The organism is Paraburkholderia sp. BR14312 (genome assembly GCF_040948675.1).
GTDB classification, from domain to species: domain Bacteria; phylum Pseudomonadota; class Gammaproteobacteria; order Burkholderiales; family Burkholderiaceae; genus Paraburkholderia; species Paraburkholderia nodosa_A.
In genome coordinates this window covers 67966-93935 of sequence record NZ_JBFPKI010000007.1, presented here as the reverse complement: position 1 = coordinate 93935, position 25970 = coordinate 67966, and the positions used below count along the sequence as shown (strand labels likewise).

Below are 25970 nucleotides of genomic sequence, written 5' to 3'. Positions count from 1 at the left end.
GCGAGCGCGCTTGCCGCTGACTACCCGACATGCCAACTTTCCATTCCAGATGAAACCAAGCGCCAGGTTCCCAGGCCGCCAGATACCGCTGATGCTCGCGCTGCCGCAGCTTCTGCTGGTGGCTCTGTTTTTCTACTGGCCGGCCTGCAAGGCCGTCTGGTGGTCCTTCAATCTCGTGCGCCCGTTCGGCAACGGCTCGATATTCGTCGGTCTCGACAACTATGTTCGCATCCTCTCGGACGCCACCTTCTATGCGTCGCTGCGGATCACGGCGATCTTCGCGGTCGCGGGCGTCGGTTCTGGGGTGCTGATCGCACTCGCTCTCGCTGGCTTCGCGGATCTGAACCTTCGCGGCAGCGCAGTATTCCGCAATCTGTTGATCTGGCCGTATGCGATTGCAGGCGCAACGCTGGGCGTGATCATGCGCTTCATCGCGAATCCCGTCGTCGGTCCGCTCGCTTACCTCAACACGATTCACTCTGGACTGTGGACGCCGCAATCCAATGGCAGCGAAGCGATTGCCATGATCACACTCGCGTTCGCATGGACCCAGGTGCCGTTCAATTTCGTGATCTTCGTTGCCGCACTGCGGTCGATCCCGCAAGATTATCTGGCTGCTGCCGCCGTCGACGGCGCCGGGCCCGTACGGCGCTTCTTCGATATCAAGCTGCCCATGCTCAAACCGTTCATCCTGTTCGTGACTGTCGCCAGCATGATCGAGGCGATGACGAACAGCTTCGGCATCGTCGATACGCTGACAGCAGGCGGTCCCGCAGGGGCGACCAACATTATCGCTTACAAGATCTACTCGGACGGCTTCGTCGGGCTCGATCTGTCCGGTTCGTCGACGCTTTCCGTGATCCTTATGTTCTTCATCATCGCGATGACGTTCGTGCAGTTCCGCGTATCCAAACGCAAACTCGACGGGGGAAACTAGTCATGGTCGAACGTCATCCTGGTCTCAGGCTGGTTGCCTATGCGGTGCTGTTGCTCGGCGTCGCGTTCGCGTTCGCGCCAATCTATCTGGCGATCTGCGCCGCCTCCGTGTCGAATGCATCGCTGGTGGGTGAGGGGATTGCGCTCGTACCCGGCGGCCGCCTGATCGACAATCTGCACGAGGTCGCACGCCGTACGGACATCGGGCGCATGCTGTTCAACAGCTTCGTCGTGTCGTCGGTCGTCGTGATCGGCAAGCTCGCGTTGTCGTCGATTACTGCGTATGCCGTCGTGTACTTTGGATCGCGGCTCAGGCACGTGATCTTCTTCGGTGTGCTGGCGACCCTGCTGCTGCCTGTCGAGGTTCGTATCGTGCCGACTTACGCGGTCGCCTCCGATCTCTTCGAGCCGCTGAAGACGATCCTCGAAGCCACTCACCTCGATACCGTGCTCGCCATGCTGACGGGGCTGCGCTTCACGGCATCACTGAACCTGCTGGATACCTACGCGGGCCTCACATTGCCGTTGGTCGCGTCGGCCACGGGGACGTTCCTCTTCAGGCAGTTCTATCAGACAGTGCCCGCGGAGCTGTCCGAGGCGGCGCGCCTGGACGGTGCCGGGCCCGTGCGGTTCTTCTTCGACATCCTGTTGCCGCTCTCGAAGACCAATTTTGCGGCGCTGGGGACGATCGTATTCATCTCGACATGGAAGGATTATATGTGGCCGCTGTTGATGACTAGCCGGCAGGACATGCGCACGATCGTGCTTGGTGTCGCGAGCTTCATGCCGACGGAAGCAAGCCAGGCGCCTGAATGGAGTCTGATGATGGCCGCTGCGCTGGTCGGCATCGTGCCGCCGCTGGTCGCGATCGCGCTGATGCAGGGCTGGTTTGTCAAAGGCGTGACGGGAGTCGGGAAATGATGAGTGATCGTGCAAACAGTCGGGCGGCCGGCATCGCCGTCGAGGGGGCAACGAAGCGGTATGATGGTCACACGGTAATGGCTGAGCTGAACGTCGTGTTTGAGCCGGGCGAGCTGACGGTCGTACTCGGTCCATCGGGATGCGGCAAGTCGACGTTGCTGCGCATCGTGGCGGGGCTCGAGTCAGTCACGCACGGACGCATCCTGATAGGCGGCGAAGATGTCACGCTGCGCGCGCCAGGCGAGCGCGGCTGCGCGATGGTTTTTCAGCACTACGCACTCTATCCGCACATGAGTGTCGCGCAGAACATCGGCTACGCTCTGAAGCTCGCGGGATTGCCGCGCATGGAGCGCCAACGGCGTATTGCCGATGCGGCCAGCATGCTCAGGCTGACTGAGCTGCTCAAGCGGCGCCCGGATCAGCTATCCGGCGGTCAGCGGCAGCGGGTGGCGATAGCGCGAGCGATTGCACGTCAGCCCGCGATCCTGTTGTTCGACGAGGCATTGTCGAACCTGGACGCGAAACTGCGGCACGAGATGCGTCTGGAACTACGGCGGTTACACAAAGAAATCGGCGGAACGACGATCTTCGTCACACACGACCAGACCGAAGCGATGACGCTCGCGGATCGCATCGTCGTGATGAATCGCGGACGCATCGAACAGATCGGCCCGCCGGGCGACATTTATCATCGACCACGCACGCCGTTCGTCGCAGGCTTTATCGGGAGTCCGCCGATGAATCTGCTCGAAGCGACGCGCGCGTCGGACGGTGGCGTGGTGTTGGCCGATGGGATGAAGCTACCGCTTGCAGAGCGGGTGTTGCCAGGCCACAGCGAGGCGGGCGGTGCCCGCATCGTCGTCGGCATCCGGCCCGAAGCATTCGTGGTGCGGCACGACCTGAGCGGTCTGGAGTGCACGCTTGAAGCGATTGAGGACATCGGCAGTCATCGGCTGCTGTACTGTCGGCGTGGCCGCCAGCGGATCATCGCGACACAGCGGGACGCCGCGGACTACCGGACGGGCGACCGGCTGTCTCTCGGTTTCCGGCCCGAACATGTGACACTGTTTGACGCCGCGACAGGCACGCGTCTGACTATGCCTGATATTGCCGAGGCAACGGTGTGAGGCGATGTCGTCAGTTGCGACGTTCTGACCGCTGTGGATTGCAATGGCGCCTCATCTATCTTATGGAGCAGTGTGTTGAGCAATCTGGAGAGCCGTCTGCAGGCGGCGACATCGATCGTCGAAGAAGCGGGGGCGGGGGCGCTTGCGTTTTTCACGGAGCGCGCAGCGCTCGCCGCCAGCAGCAAGGGGCCGATGGATTTCGTTAGCGAGGCCGATATGGCTGTCGAGCAGCGGGTCAGGGAGCGTATCGCCGGTATATGGCCTGCTGAAGCTGTCGTTGGCGAGGAGTTGGGCGGCGAGATGGCATCGCGGTTCTGGATCGTCGATCCCATCGATGGGACAGCCAATTTCCTGCGCGGCTCGCCACTGTGGGGGATCGCGCTTGCGTACGTGGCGGACGGCGTGCCGGAAGTCGGCGTCATTCATTACCCGGTGCTGCGCATGACGCTTGCGGCGGCCACGGGGCAGGGCGTGATCCTCAACGGCCAGCCCTTTACGCGCAACGTGCCGTTTCCCGATGTGCGCGTCGCGGCGCTTGGCACCAACCCGCACTGGACCACGGCCGAAACGGCGACCCTCGAAGCAGAGATGAAGCGGCATCAATGGGCGGTGACGGGCTACCGCTGCGCGACCATCGGTCTGGGGTTCGCGGCGTTAGGATATGTCGACGGCTATTTCGAGTGCCACACGAGTTTCTGGGATCTGGCTGCGGGCGCGGTACTGTGCCGCGAGGCTGGTCTTCGGGTCGCGTTCGACGCCGCTCGGGTGCGACACGGCATGCGAATCGCGGTCGGGACGCCAGCGCTGACGGACGTCGTGCTGCCCTTCTGGTCGGCACCTGCGGTGTAGCCGATGACCGTCGCGGCCCACTATGACAGTGGTTCGGTAGCGGAGCTGTCTGCTACCATTTTCGATTTCGTATTTAGGCGGAGCGTGACCCATGGCCCCGGTTTCGCGAGAGTTCGTGTCACCACATCCTGAAACAGGCTCGACGCGAGAGCGTGGCCGGATCGGCCGGTTGATTGCAAGCGAGCGGCTTATTCTCGACCTCGTTCGCCGCTCGGGTGCGATCACGCGTGCGGCGATCTCGGCCCAGACCGAGCTCGCACAACAGTCGGTGCACCGGCTCATCGAGCAACTGATTGAACGCGGTCTGCTGCGGGCCGGCGAGATAATTAGGAACGGGCGCGGCCAGCCGAGCCCGCGCATCGAACTGGTTCGTGAGGCGGCGTACTCGCTCGGCGTGTCGATTAACACGGATTCGATGTCGGTGTGTCTAGCCGACCTTGGATGCCATATTCTCGAAGAGGTACAGCTGCGCACGGCGCCCACGAGCCGCAATGCGTCACTTGCGGCGATCAATGATGCAATCGACCGGATTCTCATACGCAACCATGTGTCGCGCGACCGTTTGATCGGCGTCGGATTCGCAATGACCGGCTATTTCGTCGCCGACGACCGGCAGATGAATGCGCCCGAACCGCTTCAGGAGTGGTCGCTTATCGATCTTGCGCCGATCCTTGAGCGCGCGTTCGGACTGCCGGTGTGGATCGACAACAACGCGACGACAGCCGCGATTGGCGAAAGTCTGCTCGGGGCGGGACGCTGGGCGAAGAGCTTTTTTTATCTATCGTTCAATTACGGCTTTGGGGGCGGCGTCGTCATCAACGGAAAGCCTTATTTTGGTGCGCATGGCAACGCGGGCGAAATGACGCTCTGTACACCCGAGGAAGCCGAAAACCGTCCTGCCTTGCGCTATCTGATCGACGAGTTGCGCGCCAACGGTATCGATATCGATTCTGTCGAAGACCTGAGGATGCGATTTGATCCGGCCTGGCCCGGCGTCGAAACATGGATTACGCGCACCTTACCTGTGCTGGACAGGACGGTCAACGCCATTGCCGGTTTGTTCGACCCGGAGGCGATCGTGTTCGGCGGGCAGTTGCCCGCGGCCCTCGGCCGGATGCTGATTGAGCGCGCGCGCTTCTGGGGTGTGCATCGATATGGCGTTGGACCACCGCGGCCAAAGCTGGTGCTGTCAGAGGCGAACGGTGATGCGGCGGCAAATGGCGCTGCGCTCGTGCTACTCAAAAACAGCTTTTTCGAGTAACCACGCACGATCGGTGGAGACTGGTCCGACCCGGCATTGGACGCGTGGCGTGAGCTCGCAGTGTTCCCGGCCATGGATGGCACCGCGAGCCTGTGTAAGCCGGGGGCGTTACCAGAGAAGCGACGTTATGTACGCTGGGGCTGGGTACCGGGGAGTGAAAGTGAGTGCGATGTTGAACATGGTGGAGCTGCAGACGTTTGCAGCGGTGGTCGAACATCGCAGTTCGCGCAGGCGGCGGTTGCGCTGAATATCTCCTCTGCAGCAGCGACACGGCGGGCCAAGCGGCTCGAACAGTCGATCGGGGCGTGTTGAAATGAGGCGCATCGTAGCCGGATGTCGGACAGCCCGTGGCAAAGATGGCATGACGGCGCCATCGGTTCGGACGCGGCGTAGTGGGTCGTACGGTTTCCGACAAGGGTCGGGGCACTGCGGGCGCTGAGTTGCCCGTGCGGTGGACCTATGAGGTTACCGGCGAGGGCACAAGGCGAGTAATGTCCCGACCTCGATTCCGTGCACTTGAAAACGTGCTCACCTCCAGCGGATTCTTTGTCGCAGGTTAGACGGAAACGGACCCAAAGCTGTGCGCTTGTTGATCGAGCACGCCGGTCGGATTCCTCTGTAGCTGTTTACGCTATCGCGGATTGCAGCTAGACGTGCGCCATCGCGCACACGGGGATGTTGTGGAGCAGATGGTCCGGTGCAGCGGGGGCGTTTTTGCGAACGTTTGTTGGCCGAGATCCGAGTCACTACTCGATGCGTTGCCATGGCGGCCGGGGCAGATCGTCTAACGGAACGCCGAGTCCGTCAGGGGCATGACGGCTGCCGGACTTGTGAATCCGTGCGTGCACGGCCCTGCGCCTGGCCAGGAGGTAGCCGCAGCCAATCGTGGCCAGGATCATCTTAACCCACAAACGCGCGCATTACTGCGATCCAGTGCTTGCGGCTAGCTGCTGGTACGCGTTCAAACGCAAGTTCGAAGCGCCGGCGCACGAGCTGAGTGACCTCGGATTCGAGCACGGCACCCGCCTCGGTCAGCAACAGCTGGTGGACACGCCGGTTGGTGGGCGACACGAGGGTTTCGATCAGGCCGTGGCGGTGCAGATCGTTCACGGGCCGCTGCAGGGCCTGTCGTGACACGCCAATGAATTCGCGCACGTCACTGACCGGGCAGCGTGGGTGGCGCGCAGCGAAATAGAGCACCTTGTGGTGGCTCCGGCCCAAGCCGAGTTCGGCGAGCCGCTCGTCTGCACCCGCAATGGTCACCTGATAGGCCTGATGAAAGGCCAGGATGGCTTCATCGATGCTGTCCGTGGGGACAGCGCGTTCGCTTGTCGACTGGATGGGGAGGCGGGCTGGTGAGTTCATATAGGGATTATACTCACAAGTTCATATGTCAATCATGTTGACATATGCTCTATTGTTTATAAAATCCAGTGTGTGGCCGAAGCTGCCATATGCGTTGATCAGGCCACACCCAAACCTACACCGGAGACAAACGTGATTACCGCAAACAAGCTGAGTGACGCCGCGCGCATAACGTTGCAACGCGAGTGCATCGTCGAGCATATGCGCGCCGAGAACGCGCACGACTGGGACGCCGTCTACTATACCTTCATTCGTGATGAGCGCTCGTCCTACGACGTCATTCCGATGTCGGCCGTATTCAGCGGCTTCAAGGCCGTGCAGGACTTCTACGCCGCGTTCGACGCTGCCTTCCCCGATTTCCGGCTGCATCCCAGCGCCGAGTACGACGTCCCTGGTTGCTCAATCCGTGAGGTCACGGTGACCGGCACCCACCGCGGCAAGTTCTGCGGTATCCCGGCCACCGGCCGGGCCGTCACGTTCGAGCTCGCGGCGTTCTATATCTTTGGTGACGGGGATGAGGCGGGTCGCCTGCTTGCAGAGCGCGTCTATTTCGACCTGGAGACTGTGCTGCGCCAGTTGCGTGGCGAAGCGAACGCGCCCACTGGTGTGGGCCTTCTGGGCCGCGCCCACTAACCAACACGCTGCAGCGACGCTACGAGCCATCTTCCATGACACAGACTCTGTCCATTCGGCAAATAACTGGCGGTGGGGGCCTCGCCCTTCGTCTTCTAGAGACCGGTCCGGCTACCGGTCCCACGATCCTGTTTCTGCACGGCTTCTCCCAGTCGGCGGCGATCTGGCGTCCCCAATTTGCGGGTGGCCTGGCTGCTGACCATCGGCTGGCGGCGCTGGATCTGCGCGGCCACGGTGGATCGGCCAAGCCTGTGGAGCCTGCGGCTTACAGCGATGGCTCACTGTGGGCGGATGACGTTGCTGCTGCTATCGAAGCACTGGGCAATCGGCCGGTGGTGCTGGTGGCGTGGTCGTATGGCGGCCTGGTGGCTTGCGATTACCTGCGCCGGCACGGCAGTGCTCGTCTCGCCGGACTGGTGTTCGCAGCTGCACTGACCCGGCTTGGCGATGAAACGGCCATGAGCCTGCTCGGGCCGCAGGTACTGTCCTATGTTGGCAGCCTGTTCGCCCCGGACATCGCTACTGTGGTGCCGGCACTTGTGCAGTTCATCCAGCAGTGTCACGCCCGCCAGGTGAGCGAGCGTGACCTGTACGAGATGCTGGGCTACAACTGCGTGGTCCCTTCCGAAGTGCGTGCCGCGCTGTTCTCACGGCAGGTGGACAACGACGACCTGCTGAGCACGCTACAGGTTCCAACGATGGTGTTGCACGGCAGTGCAGATGACATTTTGCTGCCTGCTGCAGCCCAGCGGCTCGGGTCACTGATGCCGACGGCTCAGGTCTCAATGCTCGAGGGGACCGGGCATTGTCTGTTTCGCGAGGCACCCGAAGCGTTTAATGAGACGCTGCGTGACTTCGTGACAACAAACCAGTGTTGAAAAAGGAGACTGTGCATGAGGAATCGCGGGCCACCCGTGGTGAACAATGTGAAGTCCCTCGCAAGGGATGAGGACGCGTAGGAGGGGCCTGCCGGCTGCCAAATGCGTGACGATCGATATGTTAGCCCGTTTGGCCACGTAGTTCAGGAGGTGAACGAGGAAGGGACAGGCGAAAATGCCTCGATGAACCGGCGTGTTTTGGTCGATAACTTCGTACTGCAAATGTTTTTTTCGTCGTGGTCAGCAAGCCTGTGATCCGTGAGTGGGGCGATGACTCAGGCTTTGCCAGCCTACATCAATCCGTAGAGGAGGCGAACAATGCGAGCGGCAATGTATTACGGCAACAGGCAGTTGAGGATCGAAGACCTTCCTGAGCCATCGGTATCGGCTGGCGAGGTGAAAATCAAGGTCAGCCGCTACGGCATCTGTGGCAGTGACCTTCACGAATACTACGACGGTCCGATCATCGTTCCGACGGCGGCGCCCCATCCCCTGACAGGAAAAGCGATGCCGCTCGTGCTTGGTCACGAGTTCTCCGGAGTCGTGACCGCAGTGGGTGCCGGCGTCACGGATGTCCCGGAAGGAGACAAAGTCGCCGTTGAACCAATTTACCGGTGCGGGGTTTGCCGTCCGTGCCGCTCCGGCTATTACAACGTACGCAACTGCATCGGGTTCCATGGACTGATGGCAGACGGCGGGATGGCCGAATATACGGTTGTGAAACGCAACATGGTGCACAAGCTTCCGGACAGCGTACCGGTGGAGATAGGGGGCACTCGTTGAACCCATGGCGGTGGCCTACCACGCGGCCAAACTCGGAAATGTGAATGACCAGAGCAGGGTGCTGGTCTTTGGCGCTGGGCCCATCGGCCTTGGCCTGTGGTTCGCCCTGCGCAGCATGGGGCTCACCGAGATTGACCTTGTCGAGCCGTCTGCAGTGCGGCGCCAGGCTGCCGAGGCATTGGGTGCGCGAACGATTGACCCCACGACGGTGAACGTTGCGGACCAAATCGCCGAGCAAACGAACGGCAATGGCGTGGACGCGGCCTTTGACGCTGCTGGCGTTCCGGCCGCGATCGCTTCGGCGCTCGATTGTATCGGCGAGCATCGCGCGCTCGTCAGTGTGGCGGTCTACGACCGGCCGATACCGACGCCGCTGCTCAACCTTGTACTCAGGGAGCGGCGCATTCAGGGCACGGTTTGTTACACCGCCGACGACTACAGAGCCGTCATCGACCTCATGGCCAAAGGACACTACAACACCGCCGGGTGGGTCGAGAGTACCCCCCCTTGGATGAAGTCGTAACCCACGGATTCGAATATTTGCAAGCTGGGCAAAGAATGAAGATTCTGATCGATCCATCCGCCTGAAAGACCCGCGACCTTTCTAGCCCCAGTCTTGCAGGCTGTCATCTATCGATGCAGCCGGCATGGTCAACTCTAAACGTCCGAATCTGGTGGAAGCCGAACAAAAAAAATCGGTATAGGGCCGGTAGTAGAAGTTTTGATTCTGAAAAACGAGCAGTTTTATCAGCGCAGTTAGTAGTCCTATTATATCAAAAATAGGGCCATGTTTTGAGCTGAAAGGCTCTGATCGTCCCAAAATTATATTGGAGGAGAACGTGACGATTCACGAACGATGGTTTGCCAGAAAAAGCACGGTTGCAGCGGTGCTGGGCCTGGCGCTTGGCGGCGCGGCTCAAGCACAGAGCAACATTACACTCTATGGTGTCGTCGATGCCGGGTTGCTGTTTACCAACAAGTCCCCAGGCGCGTCGACGGGTGCAAACTCCGGCAGGCAATTTTCCATGATTGACAGCGGCAGTTCGGCATCGCAATTCGGGATTTCTGGCGTGGAAGATCTCGGTGGGGGACTGAAGGCGCAATTTAAGCTCGAAAGCGGCTTCAGTATGGTCAACGGTGCATTCAACGATTCAAACGGTAATATGTTCGGCCGCCAGGCCTGGATTGCCCTGAGCAGCGGGCTGGGCGAATTGAAAGCAGGCCTGCAATTCTCTCCCTTCTTTCTTTCGCTGTATGAACTGGATCCACGGGGTTTGCCGCTGTTTGGCAGCAGCGTCGTGAACTATGTTGACAATGTGGTGGGCACTGGAATTTTCAACGCGAATGCGCTTTCCTATACGAGCCCTGTGATCGCCGGCCTACAGGGCGGCGTGATGTTCGCGCTCGGAGGCGAGCCGGGCAATTTCGCGGCTGGGCGGCAATATTCAGCCAGGCTGAAATACGAGAACGGAAGTCTGACGGTGGAAGCGGCGATTTACGACGGCAATGCCGGTGGCACAGATCAAACCCCAGTTCCGACGACGCAGGCGTTTCTTGGTCGCATGCTCGGAGCTGCATACAAGTTCGACAAGATAACGGTCAAGGCTTCGTTTACCAGCTACAAGGTGGCGGGCTCGTTTAGCAATAACGTCTATGGTGGCGGCGTGGACTATCTGGTGCTGCCGGATCTTGATCTGAACGGTGGCATCTGGTTCACGAGCGATCGCAATCAGAGCACGAATCACTCCGCTATGGGCGCGATCGGAGCGCAGTATTTTCTGTCGAAAAGGACCACGTTGTATGGACAGGTTGGCGTCGTGAATAACCACGGCGCCATGAACACCGGACTCTCGATCAATGGCGCACTGAACGGCGTCACGGGCACGACGGTGGGCGCGAATGTTGGCATTCGCCATGTCTTCTAGGCGAGATCCCTGATCGTCGCTATTGCGACCCAGTCTACGGTCGGGTCTGCAAAAGATAAACCACATCCAACGACTTCATAGGAGAAGGGTGATGGCAAGTGGCGGGATGTCGCTGAGAGCGATGGTTGAAAATTGGTTAGCGGTCCTAGGGGGAAGCGTGAGAGTTGGTCAGTTCAAACGTTCCAGAAATGGGCGTTGCGTTTGTGTCCAGGCGGATAAGGTGACAGGCCGCGTATCCATGTTCTTTTTTTGCCACGACGATGGGTCATGGCGCGTCTTCCCGCCAAGTCCAAAGAGACCGGCTATGCGTATTGAAGAGTCAATGCCTGAGCATCGAGACGGCAATCCTGACGACCTCTGGTAAGTCATCCGTAGTCGCGCGCATACACGATGCGATCGTCCAATGGTCGTAGCGGTGTTGCGTGCGCCAGTACGGTTCTGGTTCGTGCCGCATGCGGCACGTGTGCAAACTGCAGAGATGTGTTTGGTGAATACCCGCGCGAATTGATGATTTAAGAAGGGTGGGACAGTCTCGCATAGCGTGATGTGGCATCGCTGACTGGACTGACCCGTCGCAATCGCATGAACACCGGAATGCGTCCACCTTGAGGCCTGTCATGATTTGCTCAAACGAAGGCCGGTCCGCCGCCCGTAATCGGCAGACCGGGCACCGCCGACGCTCGCGGCTGATTGCTCCGACGGCATCGAGCTATTCGAATCGCGTCCGAACGCATGCCCGTAACGCGCGCAGCCGTTTGCGTCACTGAGCCGCGCCGTGCCGCTCGAATATCGATTAAATCGATCTCGACGTTCCACGAAGCGCGGATTTCACTAGCCGATTGCTCCCTATCGCCGTGTCCTTTGGCCTTGTTCGGCGAAGTAACGGAGGCGGCCTCAATGCTGTTGCTTGAACGGATGCCGATTGCGCCACCGTAGCCTTCTGGATCAGGTCAATCGGCAGAAGCACGGCGCGCACCGTTGTTCTCTGACGGCGAATGGAGTGAGAACGGCGTGGTGATTGCGCTACCAGTCCCGAACGGGCGAGTCGTTGGTCGGAATCAACAGATCGCTCATATACAAATGTACAGGAGAAAACGCCATGGACCTGCCGTCCGCTGCACAGCCCTGCAAAGACCCGCGAGACAACCTGTCCCATGTGCGGGGTTCCACCGAATCCCAGTTTTCATCGGCCACCATCGCCGCGCTGCTGGCTGACACCGTCTCCCGCTTCGGCGACCGGCCGGCCGTCGTCTTTCGCGAGCAGAATGTGCGCTGGACCTGGACCCGCTTCAGTGCCGAAGTCGACCACTTTGCCGCGCGGCTCGTGTCCCTCGGCCTCTGTCCTGGCGACCGGCTCGGCATCTGGTCGCCCAATCGGGTCGAGTGGATTGTCACGCAGTTCGCGACCGCGCGCATCGGCGTGATCCTCGTCAACATCAATCCAGCATATCGCTTGCATGAGCTCGAGTATGCGCTCAATACATCGGGATGCCGCGCAATCGTCTCTGCGGAGCGGCTGCGCACGTCGCACTATCTGGAGATGCTGCTGGCGCTCGCGCCGGAGCTGACGAGCTGCGAGCCCGGCAAGCTGGCGTCAGTACGTCTGCCATCGCTTCGACTCGTGATCCGGATGGGCGACGGGCACACACCCGGCATGTTGCGCTACAGTGACGCGATCGCGCGCGGTGCGTCGGCATCCGACGTGCAGGCGCTCGACCGCATCACCGCATCGCTCGATTGCCACGACCCAATCAACATTCAGTTCACCAGCGGCACGACCGGCAGCCCGAAGGGCGCAACGCTGACGCACCACAACATCGTCAATAACGCGCGTTTTGTCGCGGAGGCGATGCGCTTCGACGAGCGGGACGCGCTCTGCATTCCGGTGCCGCTCTATCACTGTTTCGGGATGGTGATGTCGGCGCTCGCGTGCACAGCGAGCGGAGCGAAGATGGTGTTCCCAAGTGAGGTGTTCGACCCCTCCGCCACGCTCGCTGCCGCGTCGGAAGAGAAGTGCACCGCGTTGCACGGCGTGCCGACGATGTTTATCTCCGAGCTCGACGCGCCCGATTTCGCACAGTACGACCTGTCGACGTTGCGCACCGGTATCATGGCCGGAGCACCGTGCCCGATCGAGACCATGAAGCGCGTGATGTCGCAGATGCACATGGGAGAGGTGACGATCGCGTACGGGATGACGGAAACGAGTCCCGTGTCTTTCCAGAGTAGTACCGACGACCCACTGGACAAGCGCGTGACCACGGTCGGCCGCGTGCTGCCCCACCTCGAAGTAAAGCTCGTGGGCCTCGACGGCAATGTCGTGCCGGTCGGCGAGCAGGGCGAGCTGTGCACCAGAGGCTACTCGGTGATGCGCGGCTATTGGGGTGACGAGGGGCGCACGCAAGAAGCGGTGCGCGACGGCTGGATGTACACCGGCGACCTGGCGACGCTCGATGCGGACGGCTATTGCAACATCGTCGGCCGCGTCAAGGACATGATGATCCGTGGCGGTGAGAACATATATCCGCGTGAGGTCGAGGAGTTCCTGTTTCGTCATCCAAAAGTGCAGTCGGTGCAGGTGTTCGGCGTACCGGACCCGAAATACGGCGAGGAGATCTGTGCGTGGATCATCCTGAAGTCGGGTGAACAGGCTACGGAGGACGAGATCCGCGATTTCTGCCGCGGAGAGATCGCGTACTTCAAGGTCCCGCGCTACATCCGCTTCGTCGACGAGATGCCGATGACAATTACCGGTAAGGTCCAGAAGTTTGTAATGCGCGATCGGATGATCGACGAACTGAAGCTCATGCAGGACCACGTTGGTTGATTCCGACCGTCGCCCTAGACCTCAGTCTTCGACAACGGTTTGTTGAATGAATTGCGCCGGATGCACCGAGTCGGATGGGAATACTTCCATTTCAACGGGGAGGCCGCGCCGTTGTACCGTTGCAATCCCGATCGCAGTGATGACGCGAGTCTTCCCTGGATACTTCTGTCTCAACCAGTCCTGCCGACCGCCATCGCCTGCGTATCTAAATTGGGAAATCGATGAGTGAGGAAAAGGATGGCTACGCCCTCAACCAAACGTAATCGCCTGGAGGGATCGCCGAGGGGTGTCGATCTTCGTAACATAGAGCTACCGGTCTGAGATGTGCGATTGATGGGCGAGGTGAGAGCGAAGGTGAGTACGATGTTGAACATGGTGGAGCTGGAGACGTTTGCCGCGGTGGTCGAGCATCGTAGTTTCGCGCAGGCGGCGGTTGCGCTGAACATCTCCTCTGCAGCAGCGACACGGCGGGTCAAGCGGCTCGAACAGTCGATCGGGGCGCTGCTCCTGTTGCGCGAACCGGCTGTGATGCCGACGAAAGCTGGCGAAGAAGTCTTTCGTCATTACATGACTGTCCGGCTGCAGGAAGATGAGCTGCTCAGACGTGTCATGCCCGAGCGAGCCGCGACGACAGCGCTTGCGCTTGCCGTCAACGCCGATTCCCTTGCCACCTGGTTCGAGCCGGTGACGCGCGAGCTGGCGCAACACCATGTGGCGCTCGAGATCGTCGTGGACGATCAGGACCATACGCTCGAGGCGCTGGCGCGCGGCGACGTCAAGGGCTTTCTGTCCACGCAGCCGGAACCAGTGGTCGATCGTTTTGTGGCGGCGCCGGTCGGGCAGATGCGCTACCAGTGTGTCGCCACCCCGGGATTTGCGCGCGAACATTTCGCTGGCGGCCTGACCTTGCCGGGCGCGCTCGAGGCCACCGCCATCCTGTTTGACCGGAAGGACACCCTGCACGACGTGTTTTTTGCGTCGCATTTCGGTGTAACGGTCGGCCGGTACCCGAGGCACTATTTTCCTTCGCCGGTGGCGTTGCTCAATGCGATCCTGGACGATCTCGGTTACGGGCTGGTGCCCGCGATGCAGGCGAAGCCGCTGATCGGCAGCGGCAGACTGGTTGCGCTCGCGCCTGGGCACGATCTGCTGATCGATCTGTACTGGCATCATTGGGAGCAGGAGCCCGAGCCGCTCGCGACGATCAGCGCGCTGGTCATGGCTGCGGCGCGGCGAAGCCTGGTTCAGCCGGCCGCGGGGGCGGAGGGCACCGTTGACGGCGCGTCGCGACGTACCCGCGGTGATTCTTGACGCCGGTCGCTCGCGACACGGTCAACACGTAGGCGCCCGAGCCGGGCGCGTTCGGGTGGCCGGGCGATTCTATGATCGGACACGGCCGGGAAGCGGGGCGAACTGCCATGCGACCGGCACGCAGGCGGAGGCGAACATCCCGGCCCGGAAGCGCAAGCCAGCCAGGCAGATTGCCGATACCGGTCCAGTTCGTTACGGACATGAGCAAGCAGACCATCGCCCGTGACAGTAGCATCGCTGACGCGCAGAGCGGTGCGATCTGTCGACCACCATCGTGGAAGAGGAACAGCAGGCCGACGGCGGCAACATAGACAACGCCCAGCGAAACGATGGTCGACATGATCACCTGACCATTAATGCTGATTGCACAATTGATGGCAATGATCAGCAGGTGCGATGCGTAGCCGTAGCGACCATCTCTGGCATGCAGGCCCTCAAGTGCCGACGACATTGCGCGCGCGATCGCGGCCCATGATCCACGCGCAGCAAGCAGGCCCCGGCATACCGCGATGTTGTCACTATCGCTGCCGAAGAGCGAAGAGCGAAGAGCAATCGAGGCCCCACAAGATTGGAATTGCCGGCCTGTGCACGTGTTTCGGCAAGAAGGACGGCAAAGGCGTGTGTCATTGGATAATCTGCTCGTGTGGCTTCTCTGGCTAGACGACGGACGTTATGAAGCAGCAGTCGGGCTGGTCAACTCGGCTGTTTTCCTGGAAACCGGTAAACGTCTGGCCGAAATTCGAGATCGAAACGAATTGGTGGCCCGCGTGGAGTGTGGGTCTCCCAGCAACCAGCATCGTCTTGTTCAGCTGAGCAGCGGCGAGAAGGCACCGGATCGCGCGCGCTTCAGTTCCACGCATGACGCGCCGGCCGCACCCCGTTCAGGTAGTAGTTGCCGACGAGGTGATACTTCCACCGCACCGGATCGTGCAGCGTATGCGTGCGCGCATTGCGCCAGTGCCGGTCGAGATTATGCTCGGCGAGTGTCGATTGCGTGCCGGCCAGTTCGAACAGCTTCTCGCCGGCGAGCAGCGCGATCTCGGTCGTCAGCACCTTCGCCTCGCCGACCGCGACCGACGCACGCGCGACATCGTCGTCGGTCACCGCGCCGCGCGCGCCGATCTCGTCCAGCGTGCGCGCCGCGCGTTCAAGTAGCGCTTCCGCCGCATGCAGCTGGATATGTAGACGGCCGATCTCGCGGACGATCAACGGATCGTCGGCCGCGCGCGCCACGCCGCTGTCGACCCATGGCCGCGTGCGGGTGCGCACGAACGTCTCTGTATCGGCGATCGCGGCCTTCGCGATGCCGGCATCGATCGCGGTCTGGATGATCTGCGACAGCGGACCGTTGAGCGTCGGCTCGTCCGACACGCGCTGCGCGGGCAGCACATGCGAAGCCGGCACGCGCACGCCGTCGAGCACCACCGTGCCGCTTGCGGTCGTGCGCTGCCCGAAGCCCGACCAGTCGTCGATCACGGTCCGGCCCCGCGTCGGGTGCGGGATGTATGCGAGCCACGCCTGCTGCGCATCGTCGAGGCCGAGCACCGGCACGTAGTGTGCAAACAGTGCGCCGGTCGAATAGAACTTCGTGCCGTCGACGACATAATCGTCGCCGTCGCGCCGCACGCGCGTCTTCAGGTCGAGCACGTGCTTCGTGCCCTTCTCCGAGAAACCGTTGCCGAAGCGCCGGCCGCTCAGGATTTCCGCGAAGAAATGACGCTTCTGCGCTTCGGTGCCGGTCAGCGCGATCACGTCGACCAGTCCGAAGTGGTTCTGCGGCAACTGTCCGAGCGACCCGTCGGCAGCCGCGACGATCTTGATCACCTCGGTGAGCGTCACGTTCGATACGCCCGCGCCGCCGTAGGCCTTCGGCACCGTGATCGCCCACAGCCCCGACTGCGAGAACCATTCGATCTCGTCGCGCGGCAAGCGTCGCTCGCGATCGCGTTCGGCCGCCCCTTCGGCAAGTCGCTGCGTAAGCGCATGCGCGACCGCGATCGCCTGCGCGTCGTCGGCGATCACGCGGGCAACCTGCTGTCTTTCGTCGACCAGCCATTCGTGAAGCGTAGCGCTCGTGTCTGACATCGTGGTCTCCTCTCGAATGATGAAAGCATTCAATCTAGCAGCGCATCGCAGACCGGCAAACCGACCAATTGTCGTAACGATATTCCTTCGGATAAACGACGTGATGCGACGCGCGAGCGTCCCCGATCCCGCGCTCCGGCGTGGCGATCGATGCTCGCGCGTCGACGCTTCACGTCGCGGTTCCGCGTAATGCGCATCGACGATTACGATCTGCGAATCCTTATTGGAACACGTGCGTCGCACTCCCTATACTGGCCTCCCGGTGCAAACGGCCCCGCCCTTCGAGGAACACCGCATGACTTCATCGCACGCAGACACCGCTCTCTCTACCGGCACCCACTACGACGTACTCGCGAGCCGTTTTCGTCCGCTCTTCGACCGGATCGCGGCCGGCACCGTCGAGCGCGAACGCCGCCGCGAACTGCCGCACGAAGCGATCGGCTGGCTGAAGGCCGCCGGCTTCGGCACGGTGCGGCTGGCGGTACGCGCCGGTGGCGCCGGCGCATCGCTGCCGCAGCTGTTCCGGCTGCTGACTGAACTCGCCACCGCCGATTCCAATTTGCCGCAGGCGTTGCGCGGTCACTTCGCGTTCGTCGAGGACTGGCTGAACGCCCCGCCCGGGCCGCAGCGCACGACGTGGTTCGACCGCTTCGCGAGCGGCCAGCTCGTCGGCAATGCGTGGTCGGAAGCCGGCGATGTCCCGCTCGGCCAGATCATCACGAAGGTATCGGAGCAGAACGGCCGGCTGGTGCTGAACGGCCGGAAGTTCTACAGCACGGGGAGCCTGTTCGCCGACTGGATCGACGTGTTCGCGCAGCGCGCGCATGACGGCAGCGACGTGATCGTCGTGGTCGCGACCGCGCAGCCCGGCGTGATACTCGAAGACGACTGGGACGGCTTTGGCCAGACAACGACCGGCAGTGGCACGACGCGCTTAGAGAATGCCGCGGTCGATGCCGACAACGTGATCGATTTCGCGCGCCGCTTCAAGTATCAGACCGCGTTCTACCAGCTGTTCCATGTCGCTACACTCGCCGGCATCGGCCATGCGATCGTGCGCGATGCGGGCGAGCTCGTGCGCAACCGCGCGCGCGTGTACAGCCACGGCAACGCAGCGCGCGCCGGCGACGATGCGCAGTTCCAGCAGGTGATCGGCGAAATCGCGTCATGGGCCTACGCGGCGGAAGCGCTCGCGCTGCGTGCCGCGCAGCCGCTGCAACAGGCTTACCTTGCACGCTTTGGCGGCAACGATGAAACCGAACACGCGGCGAACGTCGCGGCCGAAATCGAATCCGCGCAGAGCCAGCTCGTCGTGTCGGAACGCGTGCTGCGCGCGGCGACGCGCCTGTTCGACGCGCTCGGCGCATCCGCGACGCGCAGCACGACCGCGCTCGACTGCCACTGGCGCAACGCGCGCACAGTGTCGTCGCACAATCCGCTCGTCTACAAGGCGCGGATCGTCGGCGACTGGATCATCAACGGACGCACGCCGCCGTTTGTCTGGCGCGTGGGCAACGGTGCAAGCACGGGTGCAGGTGCAGGCAAGGAAACAGGAGCCGCATGATGAGCAAGACCATCCGCTTCAACGCGTTCGAGATGAACTGCGTCGGTCATCAGTCGCCCGGCCTGTGGGCGCATCCGCGCGACCGTTCGTGGCAGTACAAGGATCTCGACTACTGGACCGATCTCGCGCGCGTGCTCGAACGCGGAATCTTCGATGCGATCTTCATCGCAGACGTGATCGGCTACTACGACGTGTACAAGGGCAGCAACTATCACGCGCTGCACTAGGCCGCGCAGATCCCCGTCAACGATCCGCTGCAGCTGGCCGCGCCGATCGCAATGGCGACCGAGCATCTCGGCATCGGCATCACCGCGTCGACCACATTCGAGCATCCGTACACGTTCGCGCGCCGGCTGTCGACCGCCGACCATCACACGAAAGGCCGGCTCGCGTGGAATATCGTCACGTCGTATCTGGAAAGCGGCGCGAAGAATGTCGGCGACAACGGGCTGCGCACGCATGACGACCGCTATGCGGTCGCGGCCGAATACGTGGAGGTGCTGTACAAGCTGTTCGAGGGCAGTTGGGAGGATGGCGCGGTGGTGCGCGATCGCGCCGGCCGCGTGTTCACGCATCCCGAGAAAGTGCACGAGATCGGCCACAAGGGCCGCTTCTTCGACGTGCCCGGCTATCACCTGTGCGAGCCGTCGCCGCAGCGCACGCCGGTGCTGTTCCAGGCCGGCGCGTCGGGCCCCGGCAAGGCGTTCGCCGCGCAGCACGCCGAATGCGTGTTCGTCGCCGCGCCGACCCGCGACCAGCTCGCGCGCTACGTGGCCAACGTGCGCGCGCAGGCCGCGGCCGCCGGTCGCGACGCCAACGACGTGCTGATCTACAACCTCGTCACGGTGATCGTCGACGAGACCGACGAGAAGGCACGGGCCAAGTTCGACGAGTATCGCCGCTACGTGTCGTACGACGGCTCGCTGGTGTTCATGTCGGGCTGGACCGGCATCGACTTCGGCCAGTATGCGCCGACCGATCCCGTCAGGCGCGTCGAGACGAATGCGATCGTGTCGGCCGTCGAGCATCTGGCGGGCGGCGACACCGCATGGACGATCGAGGAACTGGCGGCGTGGGGCGGCATCGGCGGGATGGGCCCGGTGTTCGTCGGCTCGGCGCAGACCGTCGCGGACATCCTGCAGGAATGGGTCGCCGCGACCGATGTCGACGGCTTCAATCTCGCGTATGCCGTTGCACACGAAACCTTCGAGGATATCGTGCGCTACCTCGTGCCGGAATTGCAGCGGCGCGGCGTCTATCCGACTGAATATGCGCCGGGCACGCTGTGCGAGAAGCTGTTCGGCGGCTCGGCGCGCCTGCCGGACGCACATCCGGCCGCGCGGTATCGCGACATCGAGCAGGTCAAGCGCGCTGCGGAACAGGTGGCAGACTTCGCGTGATGGCCGTCAACGCTGGCCGGCCCGCACGGGGAACGGTCAGCTTTCCCGATGAACGGCCGCGCGATAGCCGCACCGGTCGCCTGACGCGCCACGGCCGATCGTGCCGCGTCGTTCAGCTCGTCGGCAAGCGCGTCGAAATCGTGACTCCAGTCCCGGTGGTGCAGCACGCTGTCGCGCTCGCCGAGCGGGGCATTGGGCGCCTGCGCGGCCGATCCACGGGCAAGTGCAGTACATGGCGTTGAAATCGTCGTGTACCCGAACGTCGCTCGTACGGCTGCGACGCAGGCGCGCGCCAGGCAGCATGTCGCGCTCAGTCCCCAGATCACTTTCTATCCGCTACCGTCCAGTTCGCACGACTGCGCTCGGCATGAACGATATCGGCGAAGTTGTGTTCCTGTGCGCTTACCTCGAACATTTTGCAAACGGCGCCGAGCGTTGCGCTCGATACGGGGCGAACCGAGCGCCAGTCTAGGCCACGAGATGGTCAACCGTTTCAAGCTTTCGAATCGGCCGCTGGCACAAGTTACGGCCTGGTTTAGCAGTGCCGGCTGCTTGGGCAGCACATGTGTTTGGTTTCGGCGCGGGTCCACCGCTCGAAGACGCGCTGCGGACGCTTGCTGCGCGGTGCTCAACCGGGTATCGCGATGTGATGTAGACAGGCACTGGTCAGGGGGCAGGTAGGCGAACGCCTGAGGCGGCGATTCCTTTCGTGGAGCGCTGGTGCGCTTGACGTCGCCATGTTTGGTGGGTGTCCGCCACTGTCAGCATGCGTCCTGCTCTGATCGCGATGGCACCCTTGCGCATCGTGTTGCAGTTGGCCCCCGCCGATTTATTAGCTGAGGGATCTGCAGCTCAATCCCGGATGGATCTGTGGCTGCTAATGGCACGCCGTCGATCTTGCTGTAGCGACGATGTGAGGGATGAAGAAATATTGCCGCTTCTCAGACGATGAGCGCTTTCTGCCGTGTTCACACGAAGTCCTCGTGGTCGATATCGCGCGCCGTCGGTTCGTAACGCACGATCAGCAGGAACACGATCGGCGTGACCGCACTGACCGCGACGACCCAGAACATGTCCGTGCCGAGACGGGCTTGGAGGATCGGTAGCACGAACAGCGCGAGTGCCTGGCCGATCCCGCTCAGCGAACGCCCGAAGCCGACACCGGTGCCGCGGATCGCGGTTGGATACGACAGCGTCGGATAGATCATCATCTGCGCGCCGGGCCCGAAGCCCTCGGCGAATAGCCACGTGCCGAGCATCAGTAGCACGAGGCCGACCGCGAGCGCGCCGTGTGGATGCCCTGCCAGCGCGAGCGCGACGAGCGCGACGAACTGCAGCGCGAAACCGGCGATCGCGACATGGCGCGACGGATAGCGATACGCGAGCCGCATGCCCAGCAAGCCACCCGTAAACGCGAACAGCACGTTCAGCGCGAGCGACGCCGCGATCGTCTCGAACACGCCCGCCCCGAGAAACTGCGACAGGATCGACGGCAGGAAGAACGCGATCGCCGTGTATTCGAACGGAATGCACAGGTTCATCACGCTGGCGACGATCGTGCGGCCGAGATACGGCCGCTGGAACAGCACGCGAATCCGCACCGGCAATGGGCTCGGCGCACGCGGCGCATCCTCCGCTTCGTGCGCGTGAATGCCGTACGACTCGCGAAGAATGCGCGCCGCATTCGCGAGGTCGCCCTGGTTCGCGGCCCACAGCGGCGATTCGTTCATGAAGCGGTTGCGCAACAGGATGATGACGAGCGCGGGTACCGCGCCGAAGATCAGCGATGCGCGCCACAGCCAGCCCGCATGCTCGGCCGGCAGCAGGAAATACATGCCGAAGATCAGCAGGAAACAGACTGACGACGCCACGTACCACATCGGGCACCACGCGGCGAGCCGCGACGCCTTGTTGCCGCGGCCGCTGAACTTCGAGAATTCGGCGAGGAACGCCATCGCAACGGGCAGGTCGATGCCGACACCGAGCCCCATCACGAAGCGCGCGCCGATCAGCACCCAGACGTTCGGCGCAAGCCCGGACGCGATCGCCGCGATCACGAAGAACAGCATGTCGGCCATGAACACCTGATAGCGGCCGATCCTGTCGGTCAGCCATCCGCCGATCAGGCTGCCGAAGATCGTGCCGATCATGATCGCCGAGCCGACCAGCCCCGTCAGTGCCGGCGTCAGACCGAACTCGCGCGCCACGTCATCGATGCCATACGACAGCGTCGTCAGATCGTATGCATCCAGAAACACGCCTCCGAGCGCCAGCAGCACGATCATCCGTGCATGACCGACAGAACCGCCCGCCGTATTGATCAGGCGCGCCACGTCGCTGGCGGAGCGAATGGGCGCAGAAACCTGCCCGACAGCGTTAAAATCGATCGAACTCATCGCATTCCTTAGTTCTTCGCCGAATGATTGACAATGTGCGTATGAAGTCGGGAATCCGGCGTGTCTATTCGCGACCAGTCAGGTTTTGACGCGACTGCATCCCTCAACATATGGTGCATCGAGTTTTGACAGCAAGTATTCTGTTCTCCCGGTCGGGCTATCCCAAGCGATATAAAGCGAGAAACAAATCAGCCTGCGTCATAAAGGTGATCGCCATGTAAGCTTCCGAGGCGAGTTCCGGGCGGACGGCGACACGCGCCGCTTGGAACTGAGCTCTTGGTGGACTCACAAGAAGGAGTCGAGAGAATCAGGAGTTTCCCCGGCGAAAAACAAGAAGGCGTAGGAGCCAGACGCGGATTCCGTCCGCGTTCGAGCTAAATCCTAATATGGCGTTCGAGGTAAGATACGCGTGAGCGCTGGCGCGCGGCGATGTCAAGGGCCTTCTGTTCCGCAACAGAATTCCGTTGTCGACCGTTTCCGGGCCCAGCCGGTCGGGGAGATGCGCTATCACTTTGTCGCCACGCCTGATTCGCCCGCGAACATTTCGCTGGTGGCCTGACGTTGCCGCATGTGCTCAAGGCCCCAACCATCCAGGTTGACCAGAAGGACACACTGCAACATGAGTTTTTCGCGTCGCACTTCGGTGTGATAGTCGGCCGATACCCCGAGCATCGTTTTCCTTCACCGGCGGCGTTGCTCGATGCGATCCTGGACGACCTCGGCTACGGGCTGGTCCCTGCCATGCAGGCGGAGCCGCTAACCGGTAGCGGCAGACTGGTTGCGCTCGCTCCTGGACGCGACCTTATGACCGATCTGTACTGGCATCACTGAGAAGCGGCAGCCCGAGCCGCTCACGAGCATCAGCGCACTGGTCACGGACGCTGCGCGGCGGAGCCTGATTCAGGCCGCCCAGAAGACAGAGCGCGCCGGTTGACGCAGCGTTTCGACGCGCCGGTCGTGAGGCCGTGCGTCGGGGCCTCCGATCGCCGTGATGATCACGCCGCCCGTCGTCGCCGGTATTTTTCACGTATGCAGTCGCCGTGACCATGATGGTCACGGCGTTGCATGCGATTGGATGATCCAGGCCGTCATAGCGTCGCTGTAGACACTGCGATCACCCGCTACGATGTGAGCCTCGGCGCGGCAGGTTTCAGTGCGCGAGCGGTCTTTCGAACGACTATCGGTATGGGGTGCTGTGCCACCGACGCGTGTAGCATGATCTGTGCAGGTTCGGGCGGCCAGGCGATTGCTACGACCGGACGCGGCTGAGAAGCGGGGCGAACTGCCATGCGACCGGCACGCAGGCGGAGGCGAATACCCCCGCCGGAAGCGGGAGCCAGGCGGACAGATGACCGATACCGGTCCAGTTCATTGCCGACACGAGCAGGGAGACGATGGCCCCGGACAGCAGCATCGCTGACGCGCAGCGCGGTGCGACCTGTCGACCGCTCTCGCGGAAGAGGAACAGCAGACCGACGGCGGCAACATAGACGACGTTCAGCGAAACGATGGTCGACACAATCGCCTGACCATCCGTCGCGATTGCGCAACCGATGGCGATGATCAGCAGGCGCGACGCGTAGCCGTAGCGACCATCACTGGCAGTAAGGCCCTCAAGTGCCGATGACATTGCACGAGCGATCGCGGTCCCTGATCCAAGCGCAGCCAGCAGGATGATGCCGATGCAAACGGGCCCCACTGACCGACCGGTTTGCAGCATGATCCACGGAATCGCGCTCGCGGTGTCCGTCAGGCCGGACAGCTTGCCGGCATGAAGTGCTGCGACGACGGTTGCGGCCGGGAGAAATCCAGTCACCATGAGGAAGAGGCTCGCGAGTACGCAGCCCAGCCAAGCATCGCGTGGTTGGCGTGCTGCGATGACGAACTGTTGATAGTCCGATCCTGTGATCACCAGAAACCCGACTGCAGCGATGGTCACTATCGTCTCGGCGCGTGGCGCGGCGTGTGTCTCCTGCATGAAGGACGGCCACGCGTGGAGGTACACGGTCAGTCCATGCGAAGCGACAAGTGCATGTACGAGCGCGAGGTTCGTTGCCAGCAGGCAGCACGCGAAGAGCATGGCGGCCATGCCGAGCTCAATGGAAGACATCACCAGCAATGCAGCCGCAATTACAGCCAGTGCATGTGTTGCCGGAAGTCCGGCCGCGACAAGCACCGCGATACCGCCGTGAATCTGGGCGGCCAGCACGCCGGCCATCCAGAGGAGTGACAGCAGCGCCACGAGCTTGCGTACCACCGGACCGTAGTGCTCGCCCAACACATCCCAGATGAGTTCGCGTCCCCGCCAGAGCGTCGGCGCGACAACCGCAAGCGCGAGCATACCCAGTGCGGTGATGATCGCATACAGGCTGCCCGCCATTCCGGAATGGACTGCCATCTCACCGGAACCGAGCAGGAATGCGACGCCATAGCTTGCAGAGACGAGCAGGGCGGCGACGTGCACCGCGCCAAGGTTACGCTGCAACATTGTTGGCTCCTCCTTCGACTTCCCATTCACGGACGACTGCGTCGGGTCCGCGAAAGTACGCACGACACACCCGCTCTGTTCGGGCGAAGGCAGGCAGTTCCAGCAGGCGCTGATGTACGGAAGAAAGTCGGTGGTAGGGAATCGCGGGCATCAGGTGATGCGTCAGATGGTAGCCGTTGTTATGCGGATGGATGACGCAGCGCCACAGGCTCCGGGAAGACACGTCGCGTGTGTATTTGAAGATACCGCCGGGCTGCCGGCCGAAGTGGTCGCACAGCTCCCGGAACGTGGTGATCACGTGGCAGACGGTGGTTCTCGCCAGCAGCCAGATGCCGAAGAAAAGTGCCGCCGCATGCACGCCCCATAGAAGCGTCATGGCACCCAGTACGGCGCCCCACCATCCTACGATGGCGAAGCGCTGCATCCATGTAAGCGTCGACAGATGCAGGTTTCCGAACGTCGAGTTCAACCACGCCGCCGGCGCGAACAAAACGTTAAAAAACGGTTTCCACCAGCGGTCGCCAGGTTTCGAACGAACGGCGATATAGTCGGGATCGCGCGTAGGGTCACCCAGCCACGCGTGATGACGGGCGTGCAGCTCCCGATAAACTGCAAGGCTGTTGAACAGCGCCGGCGCGATCAAGAGGCATGCCAGCGCGTCATTGATGCGAGCTGATCGGGCGAAGTTGCGGTGGGCGGCGTCGTGAAGCAGGTTGCCCAGTGCACGTTGCCGGTTTCCAATCCATGCAACCGCCGCAGGCGCCGACATCCATCCCAAGCGATGCAGGGTCAGCATGGCGAGCGCGATGCTCAGCCAGTCGAACGCGATATCAAAAATGACGGGGACCACATCAGGCGAAGTCACGGCCCGATGAAGCGTGTCCCATTCGGGAAACGCGGAGCGGATCAGTTCCTGATCGTGGATCACGGCGCGATGATTCATGGATTACCTCGCGTGAATGGCCTCGCATCGAAGACAATCACGTCGCCCGCAGCGAATGCGAAGGAGGAATGGAAGCGCAGGGGCGCCGACCACAGAGATTGATCTTACGAAACATGTGCAAGCGTCGAACGGGCTTGCGCAAATGTTCAGCGGGTTGCATTTTCGACAGCGGCATGCGCGATGGATCGCCTTGCTAGCGGAGCATCATGAAGTTGTGTCGTGCGCGCGCAATCCGGCGGACCATACGGTTATGCCCCGGATTATCGACACTCCGCTCG

18 protein-coding genes and 4 pseudogenes are annotated in these 25970 nt (G+C 62.1%); 16 read left to right on the top strand and 6 right to left on the bottom strand.

Going from position 1 to position 25970, the window contains the following annotated elements:
* Positions 1-49 precede the first annotated feature (49 nt).
* The 6 genes and pseudogenes from AB3X98_RS20465 to AB3X98_RS20440 all read left to right on the top strand — a co-directional run.
* Entirely contained in the window at positions 50-937 is an 888-nt protein-coding gene (locus AB3X98_RS20465) for a carbohydrate ABC transporter permease (protein WP_368604283.1), read from the top strand.
* 2 nt (positions 938-939) lie between these two features.
* Complete coding sequence (locus AB3X98_RS20460) at positions 940-1857, top strand: ABC transporter permease subunit (protein ID WP_368604284.1); 918 nt, start codon at positions 940-942, stop codon at positions 1855-1857.
* A complete protein-coding gene (locus AB3X98_RS20455; protein WP_368604285.1) occupies positions 1854-2984 on the top strand; it encodes an ABC transporter ATP-binding protein in 1131 nt (376 codons plus the stop codon). The genes AB3X98_RS20460 and AB3X98_RS20455 overlap by 4 nt, the downstream gene beginning before the upstream one ends.
* Positions 2985-3056: 72 nt before the next feature.
* On the top strand, positions 3057-3833 hold the full coding sequence (locus AB3X98_RS20450) for an inositol monophosphatase family protein (RefSeq protein ID WP_368604286.1): 777 nt from the start codon (positions 3057-3059) through the stop codon (positions 3831-3833).
* Between the two features lie 91 nt (positions 3834-3924).
* Positions 3925-5094, top strand: coding sequence for an ROK family transcriptional regulator (locus tag AB3X98_RS20445; RefSeq protein WP_368604287.1), 1170 nt, complete (start codon positions 3925-3927; stop codon positions 5092-5094).
* 169 nt (positions 5095-5263) lie between these two features.
* Positions 5264-5400: pseudogene (locus AB3X98_RS20440) on the top strand (LysR family transcriptional regulator); the annotation flags it as partial.
* 594 nt (positions 5401-5994) lie between these two features.
* On the opposite strand, the gene AB3X98_RS20435 reads toward AB3X98_RS20440, so the two are convergent.
* Positions 5995-6459: a MarR family winged helix-turn-helix transcriptional regulator gene (locus tag AB3X98_RS20435; protein WP_368604288.1), complete on the bottom strand. Its 465-nt coding sequence runs from the start codon at positions 6457-6459 to the stop codon at positions 5995-5997.
* A gap of 132 nt (positions 6460-6591) precedes the next feature.
* Here AB3X98_RS20435 and AB3X98_RS20430 point away from each other — a divergent pair, with 132 nt between their 5' ends.
* The 7 genes from AB3X98_RS20430 (at position 6592) to AB3X98_RS20400 (ending at position 14816) form a co-directional block, all read left to right on the top strand.
* Entirely contained in the window at positions 6592-7092 is a 501-nt protein-coding gene (locus AB3X98_RS20430; RefSeq protein ID WP_368604289.1) for an ester cyclase, read from the top strand.
* Between the two features lie 35 nt (positions 7093-7127).
* A complete protein-coding gene (locus AB3X98_RS20425; protein WP_368604290.1) occupies positions 7128-7970 on the top strand; it encodes an alpha/beta fold hydrolase in 843 nt (280 codons plus the stop codon).
* A 330-nt stretch (positions 7971-8300) separates the two neighbouring features.
* Positions 8301-8753, top strand: a complete 453-nt coding sequence (locus AB3X98_RS20420; RefSeq protein ID WP_368604291.1) for an alcohol dehydrogenase catalytic domain-containing protein — start codon at positions 8301-8303, stop codon at positions 8751-8753.
* A 4-nt stretch (positions 8754-8757) separates the two neighbouring features.
* Positions 8758-9276, top strand: coding sequence for a zinc-binding dehydrogenase (locus AB3X98_RS20415; protein WP_368604292.1), 519 nt, complete (start codon positions 8758-8760; stop codon positions 9274-9276).
* A gap of 373 nt (positions 9277-9649) precedes the next feature.
* The gene (locus AB3X98_RS20410; protein ID WP_368604365.1) at positions 9650-10678 is read left to right on the top strand and encodes a porin; all 1029 of its coding nucleotides are present in this window, start codon (positions 9650-9652) and stop codon (positions 10676-10678) included.
* A gap of 1099 nt (positions 10679-11777) precedes the next feature.
* Positions 11778-13505, top strand: coding sequence for an AMP-binding protein (locus AB3X98_RS20405; protein WP_368604293.1), 1728 nt, complete (start codon positions 11778-11780; stop codon positions 13503-13505).
* 363 nt (positions 13506-13868) lie between these two features.
* Positions 13869-14816: an HTH-type transcriptional regulator ArgP gene (locus AB3X98_RS20400; protein WP_368604294.1), complete on the top strand. Its 948-nt coding sequence runs from the start codon at positions 13869-13871 to the stop codon at positions 14814-14816.
* 846 nt (positions 14817-15662) lie between these two features.
* On the opposite strand, the gene AB3X98_RS20395 is transcribed toward AB3X98_RS20400, so the two are convergent.
* A complete protein-coding gene (locus tag AB3X98_RS20395; RefSeq protein ID WP_368604295.1) occupies positions 15663-16901 on the bottom strand; it encodes an SfnB family sulfur acquisition oxidoreductase in 1239 nt (412 codons plus the stop codon).
* A 295-nt stretch (positions 16902-17196) separates the two neighbouring features.
* Between AB3X98_RS20395 and AB3X98_RS20390 the strand changes: the two genes are divergently transcribed.
* Positions 17197-18465: a monooxygenase gene (locus AB3X98_RS20390; RefSeq protein WP_368604296.1), complete on the top strand. Its 1269-nt coding sequence runs from the start codon at positions 17197-17199 to the stop codon at positions 18463-18465.
* A pseudogene (locus AB3X98_RS20385) lies at positions 18465-19865 on the top strand (LLM class flavin-dependent oxidoreductase). The gene AB3X98_RS20390 and the pseudogene AB3X98_RS20385 overlap by 1 nt, the downstream one beginning before the upstream one ends.
* A 107-nt stretch (positions 19866-19972) precedes the next feature.
* Here the strand turns inward: AB3X98_RS20385 and AB3X98_RS20380 are convergent.
* Together AB3X98_RS20380 and AB3X98_RS20375 are read right to left on the bottom strand one after the other, a co-directional pair.
* Positions 19973-20160, bottom strand: a pseudogene (locus AB3X98_RS20380) (monooxygenase); the annotation flags it as partial.
* A 673-nt stretch (positions 20161-20833) separates the two neighbouring features.
* Positions 20834-22261 (bottom strand): MFS transporter, encoded by a 1428-nt coding sequence (locus AB3X98_RS20375; RefSeq protein WP_368604297.1) that lies wholly within the window; start codon positions 22259-22261, stop codon positions 20834-20836.
* Positions 22262-22724: 463 nt separating this feature from the next.
* On the opposite strand from AB3X98_RS20375, the pseudogene AB3X98_RS20370 reads away from it, so the two are divergent.
* Positions 22725-23195, top strand: a pseudogene (locus AB3X98_RS20370) (LysR substrate-binding domain-containing protein); the annotation flags it as partial.
* A gap of 315 nt (positions 23196-23510) precedes the next feature.
* On the opposite strand, the gene AB3X98_RS20365 reads toward AB3X98_RS20370, so the two are convergent.
* Together AB3X98_RS20365 and AB3X98_RS20360 are read right to left on the bottom strand one after the other, a co-directional pair.
* Complete coding sequence (locus tag AB3X98_RS20365) at positions 23511-24749, bottom strand: sodium:solute symporter (RefSeq protein WP_368604298.1); 1239 nt, start codon at positions 24747-24749, stop codon at positions 23511-23513.
* Positions 24736-25692, bottom strand: coding sequence for a fatty acid desaturase (locus tag AB3X98_RS20360; RefSeq protein WP_368604299.1), 957 nt, complete (start codon positions 25690-25692; stop codon positions 24736-24738). Before AB3X98_RS20360 ends, AB3X98_RS20365 begins: the two co-directional genes overlap by 14 nt.
* Positions 25693-25970: the final 278 nt, after the last annotated feature.